Genomic DNA, 14,279 nt, shown 5'->3' on the forward strand with positions numbered 1-14,279 from the left:
GGGCAAGGCTGAGCTATCGGCCTATCCCGCAAGTGCATCGTGCTGCGCCTCGGAGTCCGGTCGGGTCGAGACAGGCGAGTGCGATGGCAACAGAGCCTGCGAGCCTATGCCCTCTCACAGTGCCGGTCGCGCCTCCGATGGTCCTTGAGCGTCGCCGGAAGACGACAACAGCGCGCATCGGCGTCGGAACGCGATCAGCACAAATCGACCCATCCCGCAGGCTGATCGGGCCAGTGCGGGCAAGGCAACGAAAGCACGCTGGACTATCGGTCTATACCCGCAGATGCATCGTGTTGCGCCTCGGAGTGCCGGTCGGGTCGAGGTAGGCGGGTGCGATGAATTCCGGGAGTCCGTCTTGGGCGAGCTGGACTTTCCATTCGCTTTTGTGGATCAGCCGGTGGTGTTTGGTGCACAGCAGCACCAGGTTGTCGATCTTCGTCTCGCCACGGTGTCGCCAGAAAACAATGTGGTGGGCCGTACACCGCTGCACGGGCATGTCGCAGCCGGGGAACGCACACCCACCGTCCCGGATCTTCAACGCATGCTTCTGCGGTGTGGTGGTGGAGCGACTCGATCGCCCCACGTCGAGGGGTTGTCCGGCACCGGAGAGCACGATCGGCCGGATCCGGGCATCACACGCGAGGATCCGCACGTCGGTGGCGGAGATGGGGCCGACCAGGTCGAGGAGGCCGTCGCCGACCTCGTTCATGAGGTCGTCGTAGGCCATGGTGACCAGAATCTGGGTCGACTCCCCGGCCTGACTGGGGATGTCCGGGCTGGCGGTCTTCATCCGCACATAATCGGAGAACGCGTCGCCGTAGCGTTCACCCTGGCTGCGGGAGTCGCGGACGCCGTCGATGGCCTTGTGGGGTTTGGCCAGGGGGTCGAGGTCGGACTTCAACCGTGCGTAGATCTCCAGGTCGAGGGTTCCGGCGAACCCCAGGGTGCCGTCCCGGTGCTTGATGAACCGCAACTCCGGACGAGCATCCTTCGGATCCTCGTTACGAGGCTCTTTACCGTCGGGGTCCATCGTGTCCAACATCCGACGCCCAGCCCGAGTGATCTCTTTCGGCCCAGCACGACGAGCCAGATCGACCAGGATCTTCTCCCCCGCCTGCACATCCTCCTCAGGCACGAACGACGGAACCTGGGCGAGAGCACCGATGATCGCATCGATCTGGCCGCCGCCGATCGCGCCCTCGGCGGCGGCGTCGGCAGTCACGGGCGCCAACGGGGGCACGACATCGCCGCCGAGAGCTACGCCGGGATGCAGGGCAAGAGCGCGATCGGCGCGGGCTGAGGCTTCTTTCTCCGACACATGGAAGTCCTGCAGGATCAACCCCATCAACGTCGAATGCCCATAGCAGCCGCGGATTCCGCGCGTGTTGAGTTCCGCGAAGATCGCGTACTGCTCCGCGTCCAACCGGCGTTTCAGGACTTCGATTTCCTGTTTGCGGGCATGCAGCGTCGCAGTATCGACGCGCCACCACTCGGTGCACGCTGCCTGGGGACTGTTTTCGCTGGCCACGACATCAACGATACCCGACAGTCGAACATGTGTGCTACTGATATTCGAGCGAGATGCGAATATGAATTAATCGCCCGACAGGGTTAAAACCGATGCGAAACCACCGCAAAGAAAGGCCTTCAGTAGCGCTTCACAAGCGAAGTCAGCGAAGTCAGCGAAGAACCCTTCGCACGGTAAACCACTCACGAATCACGAAGAAAGACCCGAAACCCGCAAAGTGACGTTCAGCCGCTCCGGCGCAGAACCTCCATGACTTCATGGAGGTTCTGCGCCCACCCGCCGGTCACGCTAAGGCTTGGGAGGCTTGACGAAGATCCGGATCTTGGTGTTGTCGTCGATCCGGTAGTCACCCGCTTTGTTGCCGCGCATCTGGTTGCCCAGCGAAGCGCCCGACCCCTTGTTGTCCGAGGGATCGATATGCCGGACGCTGGCCCCCTTGCCGCCTTCGACGAAAACCGCCTGAGGCCACTCGTCGCGATCCTTGCCGACGATGCGGCGAATGCCGCGCAGCGACTTCTTACGACGGTCCTTCGCTCCTGGCCGGTCCACCGTGCCCTCGTACCGGTACTTCCCCTTCGCGTTGGGTGTCAGGTTGTCGATGATGTGCTGGACGGATTCCGGGTATTTGGTGCCGTCGATCTCGATGTGATTGAGATTGACCTTCGGCCTGCCCGTCGGACCCGCAGCCTTCGCCTTGGGGACCGCTGGTACGGCGGTCGCCGCGCTCGGGGTGACGGTGGTGCTCGGCCGTGCTTTGCCTCCGCCGGTCGCCGGCGTGGTCGACCTTGGCTTGGGCGCTTCCGCGCGGGCGGCAGCCTCCACACCCTCCTTCGATTTGGTGATCGCGCGGTAGCCGACGACGTTCGCGAGAACCTCGCCGGTGCCGGAAACCGGGGACGCCTTGAAGCCTTCCCAAGCTTGTTCCCCGGCCGCGACGGCCTTTTTCGCCGCCGCCTTCGGGTCGCTCACGACGTTCACCACGCCATCCGCGACGTCCTTGCCGGTCTGTTCGACCTTGCGCGAAGCCTCTTCGTCACCCTGAGCGGAGTCGTTGAGCGTGTCGAGGAGTTCCGCGGCCGAGGTCACGTTGTCGTGCACCGCCGCGTAAGCGCCGGCGGCGAACCTCCGGACCGTGGTGCCCACATCGGGTGTCTTGTTCGGATCGTTCTTCTCGTCGTCGATCTCCGTCTGCGCCCATTGCCGAGAACTCTTCAATCCCGCTTCGAAGGATTCCTCCGCCTCCGTCAGCGTCGAGCCGATCTGCTCGCGGAGGCTCTTCGCCGGCACCACCGCGTTCGCCCTGGCACCGGCACGCGCCGAGGCTTGCGCCTTCCGATCTTCCGCCTTCAGTTTCACCGCCTGCGCCGAACCCTGCGATTTCGGCTGCGCCGCTTTCACCCTTTCCGCGGCGTTCTTCGCCGCGTTGGCGGACTTGACGACCGCCGCGCCAAACGGCGTGACCGAAAGCGCCTTGTCTCTGACCTTCGCCTGGTCTGCCATCTTGTCGTTGCTCGTCGAGTTCCGCCGCTGATCACCGGCGTTACCACTCGAACGCGGCGACGTACTCGACTTCGCCTTCGACTTTTCGGCGACATCCTTCGCCACGTTGGCGGCCTTGGCGAAACCCCCGACCACCGGAACATGCGACGCCGCCTTCAACGCCGCATCCCGATTCTTCTGTTGCTTACCACTGTCGCCGCCGTTCGAAGGCGAGCCTCCCTTGCGCACCTGTGGCGCCGGCTTCGCTTTCTGCACGACGTTCTTCGCCGCGTCGGCGGCCTTGACGATGCCCCCGGCCACCGGGACGCCCGATACCGGCGCGTCGGTCTTGGCCTGCGCGCTCGCTGCGCCGAGCACACCGAAAGCCACGGTCAGAAAGCCTCCGGACAACGTGTACCCCACGGTCCGCTTCACCCTGGAATCGACCATCTCGCCCCTCCGTCGACGTCCGTTCCTACGAGGTCGACAAGTGTGCGGAGGCCCGGTTCACTCTCGGTTCATCCAGCCCTACCGCGGCTCCACCGGCGTCCCCTCCACCTCCGGCAGACACAGCTGCACCCAGGCGACGTCCCGCCAAGCCCCGTGCTTGTACCCGATCCGCTTGTAGGTACCGACAGGCTCGAACCCCATGGCCGCGTGCAGTCCGGAGCTCGCGTCGTTCGGCAGCACCATTCCCGCGCAGAAGTTCCGGAAGCCGCGTGAGGCAAGCCGGTCGAGCAGCGCCTGGTAGAGCGCGCGACCGCCGCCCGTGCGACGTCGGCCCAGTTCCAGATAGACGCTGACCTCGCACGACCAGCGATAGGAAGGACGACCACTGAAAGGGCCTCCGTAGGCGTAGCCGGCGACGCGGCCTTCGTCGTCTTCGAGCACTAGCCACGCGTGCGAGCGCCGCGCTTTGGCGATGCGCTCGGCCATCTCGTCCGGCTTCGGCGGTTCGGTCTCGAACGAGATCGCCGTGTCGGTGACGTACGGCGCGTAGATCTCCGCGCAAGCCACCGCGTCGTCTTCCGTCGCTTCCCTGATCACCATGGCAACTATAGTAACCGACACTGCCACTATAGTGAGCAGCATGTCGGATCCCTTGTCCGCGTCGCTCGCCGCGACGCTCCAGTCCGCGAGACTCGATCAGAACCTCTCGGCCAACGCGCTCGCCGAGACGTCCGGCGTGTCCAGGGCGATGATCGGCAAGATCGAACGCGGCGAGGCGCAGCCCACGGCAGTCCTGCTCAGCCGCCTTTCGGCCGCTCTCGGGATGACGTTGTCCGAGCTGATCGCGCGCGCCGAGCACGGCGACCGGCGGCTCGTGCGGGTGGCCGACCAGCCGACGTGGACCGACCCCGACACCGGGTACGTGCGCCGCGCCGTGTCGCCTTCGCTCGGCGGGCCGCTGGAACTGGTCGAGGTCGTGCTGCCCGCGGGCGCCGAGGTCTCGTTCCCCGCGCACACCTACGCGCTGACCCATCATCAGATCTGGGTGCTCGACGGACATCTGCGGTTCCGCGAGGGCGACATCGAGCACGAACTCGACGCGGGCGACTGCCTGCAACTCGGCACACCTCAGCCGTGCGCCTACGTCAATCCGACGGAACGGCCGGTGCGCTATCTGGTCGCCCTCGCCCGGCGGCACGCCTGATGGACGCCCGGACCAGAGCCCTCGGGTACGTCGCCGCGAGAACGCGTGGCGGTCACGTGGCCGGTTCGAAACCGGTACGAGCAACGGCGGGCTGACGGCGCACGCGGGCGGCGACCGGTAGCATTGGGAGAGCCGGATGTTCGGCGGCGCGTACGACGACGCGCCGCCGTCCGAACGACCGAAGTACGGCGCGCTCGATTTCCGACGCCGTCCCGTCGGTGGCGCGCCCAGGTTCGGCTCGGCACACTTCCGGCTGGCCGCGCACACAGCCGATCGGACCACCTTCTGCTACCCGGACAGCGTGCTCAGACCGGAGGATTTCGGCCACGGAACCAGGGTTTCCGCCCTCATCGAACTGGCTCGCGAAGACGACACGGACCTTCTCGACGACTACATCGAGGCGCAGGTCCACGGACCGATCCGGATCGCGACGGCTACCGCGGCCCCGAAATCGTCGAACTCGGCCTGGAACTGGCGGAAGACGGCTACCTCGACCCCCGGGCTCCTCGGCAAGGCAGGTCAGCACGACCCGCAGGCCCTGAAACGCGTCTGGCACTACATCGCCCGCTTCGGAGCACTACCGTGACGAGCATGTACTCCACGGAGATCGAGGTGCGCACCGGCAGCGTGGCCGTGGTGCACGACCTGACCAAGGACGCCGAGACGTTCCTGCGCGACGCGGACGCCGAGGACGGGATCCTGCACGTCTTCGTCCCGCACGCGACGTCCGGGCTGGCGATCCTCGAAACAGGCGCGGGCAGTGACGAAGACCTGCTTACGGCGCTCGACGAACTGCTTCCCCGTGACGGCCGCTGGCGGCATCAGCACGGCAGCCCCGGTCACGGCCGGGACCACGTGCTGCCCGCGCTGCTGCCGCCGTTCGCGACGATCCCGGTACTCGGCGGCGTGATGACGCTGGGTACCTGGCAGTCGGTCTGTCTAGTGGACACCAACCTGGACAACCCCGTCCGGCGCGTCCGCTTCAGCCTGCTGGAGGGCTGAACGGCCCGGCCACAGCGCCAGCACCAGCCCTCCGGCCAGGAGACCGGCGAGTACCCAGGCGCCGGTCGTCACGTCGGGTGCGCCGGGCACCCCCTGAAGCAGGCTCCGCAGGCCTTCGCTGGAGAACCGGAACGGCGTCCACGACCACAGCACCGCCCGGTACGCGGGGTTCAGCAGTTCCGGCACCTGCCCCGCGACGGCCGGCGCGACCAGGTACAGCGGCCCGAGGATCGCCATCGCCCGGACGCCGAGGACGCGCAGCAGGCCGGTCTGCAAGGCGGCGAACCCGGTCGCGGTCAGGAAGAGGAACCCGAGGACCTCCCAGCCGAGCGGGAGCGAGGAGTCCCACAGCTTCAGGAAGCCGGCCAGCACACCGGTCACCAGCACACCCGCCGCGACGATCTGCGTGAACCGGGCCGCGGCCCCCGCCTCCCGGCCGATCCGGCGTCCCGCCAGGACCAGCACCGCACCCGCGGCCAGGCAGCCGACCCACGCCAGCGCGCTCAGTGCGAGCGGGGCGACCCGGCCCGCCGCGCTCGCCGCGTGCAGTGTCTCGACCTTCGGCGTCCCGCCGAGCGCCTGCGCGGCGCCGGTGAGCGCCTGTTGCGCGATCTGCGTCCCGGACGGGTTCACCGCACCGGAGACCACGACGGTCGCCGGGAGTTCGAGGACGCCGTAGACCTCTTTGTCCTCCAACAGTTTCCGGCCCTCTTCGGGCGACGTCACCCGCCACGACAGCTGCCCTCCGCCGTGGGTGGCGATCCGGTTCGCGGCCGCTTCGAGCGGGCCCGGAGGCGCCGCCACGGCGACGGGGAGGCCGTCAGGCGCGACCGTGGCCTGCGCGCCGAAGGTGAGAAAGCCGAGTACGACGGCGACCAGCGCACCGGCGGCCGCGGCGACTAAGGCGAACGCCCCGGCGGGGCGCCGTATCGGGGTCGGCATGACCGTCCTCCATTTATTCGTCACTTGTTGAATTAGGTGCCAAGGTAGGCTCCCGTCCGCCGGAAGTCAACAGACGTTGAATAAGGTCACCGGTACCGTCGGCGGCGTGACTACTCCGCACCGGCTCGTGCTGTGGGACATCGACCAGACCCTCGTGGACCTGCGCGGTCTCGGCGCCGCGTGGTACACCGCCGCGCTCGCCGAAGTCGCGGGCGTCGAACTGCGGCGGCTGCCGAGTTTCGGCGGCCGCACCGAACGCGCCATCAGCACGGACATCCTGACCTCGCACGGTGTCGAGGCCACCGAAGAGAACGTGCGCGCGCTCTGGCTCGCGCTGATCGCGGTCTCCGAAAACCAGGCCCCGACGCTGGCCTCGAACGGGCGAGCACTGCCAGGCGCCAAGGACGCGCTGAACGACTTCGCCACGCACGGCGGCGTCGTCCAGACACTGGTCACGGGCAACCTGCCGGAGATCTCCGTGCACAAACTGACCGCGTTCGACCTGCACGAGCACGTGGACTTCGAGATCGGCGGCTACGGCTCGCTTTCCGCGCACCGGCCCGATCTGGTGCCCGCCGCGGTCGGCCGCGCCTCGGAGAAACACGGCACCGAGTTCGCGCCGACGTCGGTCGTGGTCATCGGCGACACCCCGGACGACGTGCGGGCCGCGCTGGACAACGGCGCGGTCGCGGTGGCCGTGGCGACCGGGCAGTTCAGTGCGGAGGAACTGGCCGACGCGGGCGCGCACACCGTGCTCGGCGACCTCTCCGACCTGGCAGCGGTACGTGCGGCCGTGCTCGGGGACGCCAACTAAGCTCGATCCATGGCATACCCAGGCGGCAACGGCTGGCCGGAGCAACCACAGCAGCCCTACCAGCAGCAACCCCCGCAGCAGGGATATCCGCCGCAGAACCCGCCGCAGTATGCCCAGTACCCGCAGGATCCCCAGCAGTACCAGGGATATCAGCAGCAGTACCCGCAGGAGGGCTTCCAGCAGTTCCCTCAGCAGACCTACCAGGGCTTCGCGCCGGAACCGCCGAAGAAGGGCAAGAAGGGCCTTTGGATCGGCCTCGGCGCGCTCGTCCTGGTGATCGCCGTCGGCGCCACCCTCTTCTTCGTGCTGCGGGACGGCGACGATCCGCAGCCGCAGGCCGGTCCCCCACCGTCCTCCTCCGCGCCGCCGCCGTCGTCCTCCGCGTCGAAACCGCCCTCGACGAGCAGCGGCGCGCCCAAGGACAACAAGGTCCCCTCGACCACCGCCGGCTGGCAGGGGATCCTGTCGGCGAAGGACAAAGCGGCCTACGACCTGCCCCCGACCGGCTGGGAGACCGAACCGGGCCAGATCGTCGGCTACAACGAGGGCGAGTTCAAGATGGTCGTCCACGAGGCGTCGACTTACAAACTCGGCGCCTGCCCGGACGCGCGCGGCTCGAACCGCGGGGTGGTCGGCTTCGCCACCGCGGACCAGATCCCGGTCGAGAACGCCGCCCGGGGCGCCGTCCGGCTCTGGATCCAGTCCGCGACCGGGAAGGCCGACGTGCCGCTGCCGGAGATCAAGCAGGTCCCGATCGCGAACGGCGCTATCCAGGCGGTCAGTTCGACCGGCACGTTCATCCCGCCCGAGACCGAGGAATGCCGGGCACCGAGTGTGAAGGTGACCTCGGCGGCGTTCAAATCCGGCACGCAGACCATCTGTTTCGTGCTGGTCTTCGATCAGGGCACCCCGGACGCGTTCCCCGAGGCGGAGGCCCAGAAGATCCTCACGAGTCTGAGGCCACAGCAATGACCGGCCCCGGTGGGCGCCCCGACGAACCGCGACCGTGGCTCGTCGATCCGCTCACCGGGCAGCCGCTCGAACCCGAGGCCGAACAGACCGGCCCGCTGCCCGTCGTCCGGGACGCCGTCCCGCCGCGGCGGCGCTTCCGGCTGATGCCCACGCTGGGCGTGCTCGGGCTGGTCCTCGTCCTCGCGGTCGGCACGACGGCCACCTACCAGGCCAAGACCGCGGCCCCGCGGCCTTCCTCCCAGGACCTGGTGCTGCCGGATCCGGTGATGCCCACCCGGATCGCCCCGGTGATCGCGGGCTGGCAGCCGGTGCTGTCCGACGATCACCCGCTCGTCTTCGACGTCCCGCCGGACTGGACCATCGAAGAGCCCGACGTCGCCGTCGGCTACGAGACGCCTTCCGGGGATCTCGTCACGTTGCAGGGCGTCGCGCGGTTCCGCCGCGACTTCTGCCCCGGCCCCGAACTCTCGGCGCGGGCGATGGCGGGGTTCACCACGATCGACGAGGGCGAGGTCGGCGGCATCGCCCAGGCCGCCGAGGAAACGACCCTGCGCTGGGCCGAAGCCGCGTATGGCTCGATCGGCGGCGGACGGTCCCCGAAGACCGAAATCGGCGTGTCCGGGCCGGTGACGGTGTTCGAAGGCGGCGCGATCGCCACCGCCGTGACCACCACCGTCGTCCCCACCGCCGAGGGACCGTGCTCGGCTCCCTCGGTCTCGATCACCGCGATCGCGCTGCCCCTGCGCGCGCTGCCCGGCTCCGGCCGCTACCACGTCCTCCTGGTACTGGCGGACCAGGAGATCCCCGACGCCGTAGCCAGGGACGTCGTCCTCAAGATGGGTGGAAGCATCCGCCGGGAGTAGCACTCCCCTAAGGGAAATATGGGTCCCGTGCCGGATGTGGCCGACCGGCCCCCGCGCCTACCTTGATTTCCATGCCAACAGGGGGAAGCGGGACGGCCGCGCCGGGCCGGACGCACAAGATCGCCACGGTACTGAGGCAACGGCTGCCTTTCACGACCCTCGTCACGGTGACCATGCTCGCGCTCGCCTTGGCCACGGGCGCGCTCTGGTCGGCCGCCGAGGATCGCGCGGTGTACCCGTACATCGCGTACGGTCTGCCGTCGCTCGAATCAGGCCGGTGGTGGACCTTGCTCACCGGACCGCTGTTCGCGGTCGTCCCGCTGTACTACTTGCCGATGGTGCTCAGCTTCGCGTTGTTCGCCGGCTTCGCGGAATGGCGGCTCGGTACCCGCCGCGCGATGACCGTCGCGATCGGCGGACAGTTCGTCAGCGTGCTGGTGGCCGTCCAGTTCCTCGCGCTGAGCCGCAACTCCGGCTGGGAATGGGCCGAACGCGTCGGCGGCAGCCTCGACGTCGGCTTCTCCGGGGGCGCGCTCGCCGCGGTCGCGGTCGCCAGCGCGACCCTGCGCCCGCCTTGGCGCCTGCGATTGCGCGCCGGACTGTGCGTGTACGCCGGGATCGCGATCATCTTCGTCGGCACCCTCGCCGACCTCGTGCACTTCTTCGCGCTGGTCCTGGCGTTGCCGTTCGGCCGCCGGTTCGTCGGTGCGAAGGGCTCCTCCCGCGAACGGCGCCCGAGCCTGCGCGAGTGGCGGTTCTACGCCGTCGCCGGCCTGCTGGTGCTGACGGTCGCCGAGCTGGTGATGTCCTTCGTACCGGGCAACGGCCCCTTCGGTTCGTCCGAGGAACTCTCGCTCTCCACCTGGGAAGTCGTCGTCCTGTGCCTGATCGTGGTGCCGATCATGAACGGCCTGCGCAAGGGGAGCCAGGTCGCCTGGTGGTGCGCGATGATCCTGACCTCGTTCGTCATCCTGCAGGTGATGGCGTACGGCGGCTTGCTCGCGCTGGCCGAGGTCCTCGGTGAGGACACCGGGCTTTCGGATCCGCCGCTCTTCTTCGTGGACAACCTCCTGTGGACGGTCGAGTTCGTGCTGCTGATCTCCGCCCGCGGTGCCTTCCGCGTGCCGTCACGGCGGAAGCGCCGCCGCCTCGGCCGGATGGGCAACCCCGCGCTGGCCCGGACGCTGCTCAGCAGGCACGGCGGCAGCACGCTGTCGTGGATGACGACCTGGCCGCAGAACTCGTACTTCGTGGCCGCGGACGGCAAGTCCTACCTCGCCTACCGCCGCCACGCCGGTGTCGCCATCGCACTCGGCGACCCGATCGCGCCCGACGGCGCCGCCGACCGGACGATCGCCGAGTTCATCACGATGTGCGAGAACACCGGCCTCGTGCCGTGCCTGTTCTCCGCCACCGGCGACACCACCGCCACGACGAAGAGCCTCGGCTGGAAGCACGTCCAGGTCGCCGAGGACACCCTGATCGAACTGGAAACGCTCGAATTCCGCGGCAAGCGCTGGCAGGACGTGCGGACCGCGATCAACCGCGCCAAGAAGGACGGCATCGAGTTCCGGCTGGTCCGGCTCGCCGATCAGCCGCGTTCGGTGATCTCGCAGGTCCGCGCGATCTCCGAGGACTGGATCAGCGACAAGGGCATGCCGGAAATGGGCTTCACCCTCGGCGGGGTCGACGAGGCGATGGATCCGGAGACCCGGGTCGGCCTCGCCGTCGACGCCGACGGCGTGGTGCACGGCGTGACGTCGTGGCTGCCGGTCCACACCGGCGCCGGTGCCATCGGCGGCTGGACGCTCGACGTCATGCGCAAACGCGCCGACGGTTTCCGGCCCTCGATGGAGTTCCTGATCGCGTCGTCGTGCCTGGCCTTCCGGGAGGAAGGCGCGAAGTTCGTGTCGCTGTCCGGTGCCCCGCTGGCGAGCTCCGGCGAACCCGCGCACGCCGTCGAACGCGTGCTGGACGCCCTCGGCACGATGATGGAGCCGTTCTACGGATTCCGTTCGCTGCACGCCTTCAAGGCGAAGTTCCAGCCGCGCCACGTGCCGCTGTACCTGGCGTTCCGCGACGAGGCGGATCTGCCGCGGATCGGGGTCGCGCTCGGCCGGGCCTACCTGCCGAACACCGGTCTCCTGCGGCTGGCGAAACTCGCCCGCTCCGGCAAGAAGGCTCAGCCCAAAGGAGTTCGGCCCGACGGAGATCAGCGCAGCGTCGAAGGCGGCGGCGTGATGGTCTTGCGGTCGGCCGCCGGGACGCCCCGGTAGGTCTTGAGGATCTTCAGGATCTGCTCGCGGTCCGCGATCCCGGGCCGGTCCTGATCCGAATAGACCAGCATGGTGAGCGACTTGTCCCCGGACGCGACGGCGAGCGCGCCGACCACGGCGCGTTTGGAGACGCAGACGTTGCTCTGCACCGGGACGACGTCGAGCAGCACGATGCTCGCGGGGGCCTTCGCGCCCGAGGCGAGCGGGATCTCCGTCGGCTGGACCGGCGAGGCGGTGAACGTCGCGAGCGGTCCCTCGTCCGGGCTGTAGGCACTCACGGCGAGGTCGGAAGCGGCTTTCAGGGCGGCCGCGGCGGGGTCCGCGGTCTTCTCGCTCCGCACGCCGCTGCCCGCCAGCTTGCTGCTCCGCTCCTGCGGGCAGAAACCGTCGCCGAAGAACGCGCTGGTGGCCATGGTGCTGCCGGGGACGGCGGCGGTCTTCTCCCAGCCGTGCACGGTGCCGGGTTTCGGCGTCCAGCCGGGCGGGACGTCGTAGGCGTACGTGCCGTCTCCCCCGGTGACCGATTGCCAGCCTTCGATGGACGGCGGGCTCACGACCTGCGGCGACGGTGTGTAGACGCTCGGCTTCCGGCTCGTCGGCGCGCTGCTCTCCGAGGAGTTGTCGCCGTTGTTCGCCAGGGCGGCGACCGCGATGACGCCGAGCGTGGCGAAGAAGCCGTACATGGCCCTTCGCCCGCTGCGGGACATCGGCTGCTTCGCCGGCTCTTGCGGCTCCGGCGCCGGTTCAGCGGCTGGGGCGGGCTCAGGAGCCGGCGTGTAGCCGGACGAGTCCGAGGGCTGATAGCCCCCGAACCCGTCCAGCGCCGCGTTGTCCTCGTAGCCCGGGTTTTCCCCGCGCTTCTTGCCGAACAGGCCCATTACGACCGGACGAGCTTGACCAGGTGTTCCACCACCGCGTCGACGGCGATCTCTTCGCGGTCGCCGGTGCGGCGGTCCTTGACCTCGACGACGCCGTTCGCCAGGCCGCGCCCGACCACCAGGATGGTCGGCACACCGACGAGTTCGGCGTCCGCGAACTTGACGCCCGGAGACGACTTGCGGTCGTCGAGGACGACCTCGACACCGGCGGCGTCCAGTTCGGCGGCGAGCTTCTCCGCGCCCGCGGCGATCGTCTCGTCCTTGCCGGCGATGACGACGTGCACGTCGAACGGCGAGACCTCGCGCGGCCAGACGATGCCGAGGTCGTCGTGGTTCTGCTCGGCGAGCACGCCGACCAGCCGCGAGACACCGACGCCGTAGGAGCCCATGGTGATGCGGATGGGCTTGGAGTCCGGGCCCAGCGCGTCCAGTTCGAACGCGTCGGCGTACTTGCGGCCCAGCTGGAAGATGTGCCCGATCTCGATACCGCGTGCGGCGACCAGGGTCCCCTTGCCGTCGGGCGAAGCGTCGCCTTCACGGACCTCGGCGGCCTCGATCGTGCCGTCGCCGGTGAAGTCGCGGCCCGCGACCAGGTCGACCACGTGGTGATCGCGCTCGTCGGCGCCGGTGACCCAGGCGGTGCCGTCGGCGACGCGCGGGTCGAGCAGGTAGCGGACGCCGTTGTCCTTCAGCGCCTTCGGACCGATGTAGCCCTTGACGAGGAAGGGGTTCTTCGCGAAGTCGGCCTCTTCGAGCAACTCGAACTCGGCGGGCTCAAGGGACGCTTCGAGACGTTTCGTGTCGACCTCGCGGTCACCGGGAAGGCCGATGGCCAGGAGTTCCCACTCCTTCGCACCCGGCTGGCGCGTCTTCACCAGGACGTTCTTGAGCGTGTCCGCGGCGGTGAAGGTGCGGCCGAGGTCGGCACCGTTCAGGAACGCGACCAGCGATTCGATGGTCGGCGTGTTCGGCGTGTGGTGGACCTTCGACTCGGGCAGACCTTCGATGGGCTTCGCCTCGGGAGCGGGTGTGGTGACCGCTTCGACGTTGGCCGCGTAACCCGATTCGGTGCTGCGGACGTAGGTGTCCTCACCCGTCTCGGCGACGGCGAGGAACTCCTCGGAGGCCGAGCCGCCCATCGCGCCGGAGGTCGCCTTGACGACGACGTACTCGATGCCGAGGCGGTCGAACAGCTTGGTGTAGGCCTGGCGGTGCAGCTCGTACGAATTCGCCAGGCCCTCGTCGTCGAGGTCGAAGGAGTAGGAGTCCTTCATGACGAACTCGCGGCCGCGGAGGATGCCCGCGCGGGGGCGCGCCTCGTCGCGGTACTTGGTCTGGATCTGGTACAGGACGACCGGGTAGTCCTTGTACGAGTTGTACTCACCCTTCACGGTGAGCGCGAAGAGCTCCTCGTGCGTCGGGCCGAGAAGGAAGTCGTTGCCCTTGCGGTCCTTGAGCCGGAACAGGCTGTCGCCGTACTCGGTCCAGCGGCCGGTGGCCTCGTAAGGCTCCTTCGGCAGCAGCGCGGGGAACTGGATCTCCTGCGCGCCGATCGCGTTCATCTCTTCGCGGACGACGTTCTCGATGCGACGCAGCACCCGCAGGCCCAGCGGCAGCCAGGAGTAGCCACCCGGGGCGACTCGGCGGACGTAGCCGGCACGTACCAGGAGCCGGTGGCTCGGTACCTCGGCGTCCGCCGGATCCTCACGCAGAGTGCGAAGGAACAACGACGACATCCTGGTGATCACTTCTGGGCTCCTCGCTGGAATTACGCGCTTAGACGTTCTGCGCAGCGTAGTCACCCCGCCCCGGGGCGCTTCAACCGGTTATCGCGGGCTGTCCGTTTTGTCGGTGGGCGGGGCTAGCGTGCG

At 68.6% G+C, this 14,279-nt stretch carries 12 protein-coding genes and 1 pseudogene; 7 read left to right on the forward strand and 6 right to left on the reverse strand.

The window, feature by feature from the left end:
• Positions 1-271 precede the first annotated feature (271 nt).
• The 3 genes from H5J31_RS28875 to H5J31_RS28885 form a co-directional block, all read right to left on the reverse strand.
• A complete protein-coding gene (locus H5J31_RS28875) occupies positions 272-1,528 on the reverse strand; it encodes an HNH endonuclease signature motif containing protein (protein ID WP_181775808.1) in 1,257 nt (418 codons plus the stop codon).
• 288 nt (positions 1,529-1,816) lie between these two features.
• Positions 1,817-3,457, reverse strand: coding sequence for a NucA/NucB deoxyribonuclease domain-containing protein (locus tag H5J31_RS28880; RefSeq protein ID WP_181775809.1), 1,641 nt, complete (start codon positions 3,455-3,457; stop codon positions 1,817-1,819).
• A 78-nt stretch (positions 3,458-3,535) separates the two neighbouring features.
• Positions 3,536-4,057 carry a GNAT family N-acetyltransferase gene (locus tag H5J31_RS28885; RefSeq protein WP_181775810.1) on the reverse strand — a complete coding sequence of 174 codons (522 nt, stop codon included), beginning with the start codon at positions 4,055-4,057 and terminating at the stop codon, positions 3,536-3,538.
• Between the two features lie 40 nt (positions 4,058-4,097).
• Between H5J31_RS28885 and H5J31_RS28890 the strand changes: the two genes are divergently transcribed.
• The 3 genes and pseudogenes from H5J31_RS28890 to H5J31_RS28900 all read left to right on the forward strand — a co-directional run bounded on the left by H5J31_RS28890 (position 4,098) and on the right by H5J31_RS28900 (position 5,663).
• The gene (locus tag H5J31_RS28890; protein WP_181775811.1) at positions 4,098-4,661 is read left to right on the forward strand and encodes a helix-turn-helix domain-containing protein; all 564 of its coding nucleotides are present in this window, start codon (positions 4,098-4,100) and stop codon (positions 4,659-4,661) included.
• Positions 4,662-4,716: 55 nt separating this feature from the next.
• Positions 4,717-5,247, forward strand: a pseudogene (locus H5J31_RS28895) (DUF3626 domain-containing protein); the annotation flags it as partial.
• Positions 5,248-5,252: 5 nt separating this feature from the next.
• Positions 5,253-5,663, forward strand: coding sequence for a secondary thiamine-phosphate synthase enzyme YjbQ (locus H5J31_RS28900; RefSeq protein ID WP_093934754.1), 411 nt, complete (start codon positions 5,253-5,255; stop codon positions 5,661-5,663).
• On the opposite strand, the gene H5J31_RS28905 is transcribed toward H5J31_RS28900, so the two are convergent.
• Positions 5,601-6,605, reverse strand: coding sequence for a YhgE/Pip domain-containing protein (locus tag H5J31_RS28905; protein ID WP_181775813.1), 1,005 nt, complete (start codon positions 6,603-6,605; stop codon positions 5,601-5,603). The genes H5J31_RS28900 and H5J31_RS28905 overlap by 63 nt on opposite strands.
• Before the next feature lie 127 nt (positions 6,606-6,732).
• On the opposite strand from H5J31_RS28905, the gene H5J31_RS28910 reads away from it, so the two are divergent.
• The 4 genes from H5J31_RS28910 to H5J31_RS28925 all read left to right on the forward strand — a co-directional run bounded on the left by H5J31_RS28910 (position 6,733) and on the right by H5J31_RS28925 (position 11,530).
• Positions 6,733-7,419 (forward strand): HAD hydrolase-like protein, encoded by a 687-nt coding sequence (locus tag H5J31_RS28910; protein WP_181775834.1) that lies wholly within the window; start codon positions 6,733-6,735, stop codon positions 7,417-7,419.
• A gap of 9 nt (positions 7,420-7,428) precedes the next feature.
• Positions 7,429-8,391, forward strand: a complete 963-nt coding sequence (locus tag H5J31_RS28915; RefSeq protein WP_181775814.1) for a hypothetical protein — start codon at positions 7,429-7,431, stop codon at positions 8,389-8,391.
• Complete coding sequence (locus H5J31_RS28920; protein WP_181775815.1) at positions 8,388-9,254, forward strand: hypothetical protein; 867 nt, start codon at positions 8,388-8,390, stop codon at positions 9,252-9,254. The genes H5J31_RS28915 and H5J31_RS28920 overlap by 4 nt, the downstream gene beginning before the upstream one ends.
• Positions 9,255-9,325: 71 nt before the next feature.
• Complete coding sequence (locus tag H5J31_RS28925) at positions 9,326-11,530, forward strand: bifunctional lysylphosphatidylglycerol flippase/synthetase MprF (RefSeq protein WP_181775816.1); 2,205 nt, start codon at positions 9,326-9,328, stop codon at positions 11,528-11,530.
• Here H5J31_RS28925 and H5J31_RS28930 read toward each other — a convergent pair.
• Together H5J31_RS28930 and H5J31_RS28935 are read right to left on the reverse strand one after the other, a co-directional pair.
• The gene (locus H5J31_RS28930) at positions 11,467-12,408 is read right to left on the reverse strand and encodes a hypothetical protein (RefSeq protein WP_181775817.1); all 942 of its coding nucleotides are present in this window, start codon (positions 12,406-12,408) and stop codon (positions 11,467-11,469) included. The genes H5J31_RS28925 and H5J31_RS28930 overlap by 64 nt on opposite strands.
• Positions 12,408-14,156, reverse strand: a complete 1,749-nt coding sequence (locus H5J31_RS28935) for a proline--tRNA ligase (RefSeq protein ID WP_181775818.1) — start codon at positions 14,154-14,156, stop codon at positions 12,408-12,410. Before H5J31_RS28935 ends, H5J31_RS28930 begins: the two co-directional genes overlap by 1 nt.
• Positions 14,157-14,279: the final 123 nt, after the last annotated feature.

The organism is Amycolatopsis pittospori (assembly GCF_013870525.1).
GTDB lineage: Bacteria > Actinomycetota > Actinomycetes > Mycobacteriales > Pseudonocardiaceae > Amycolatopsis > Amycolatopsis pittospori.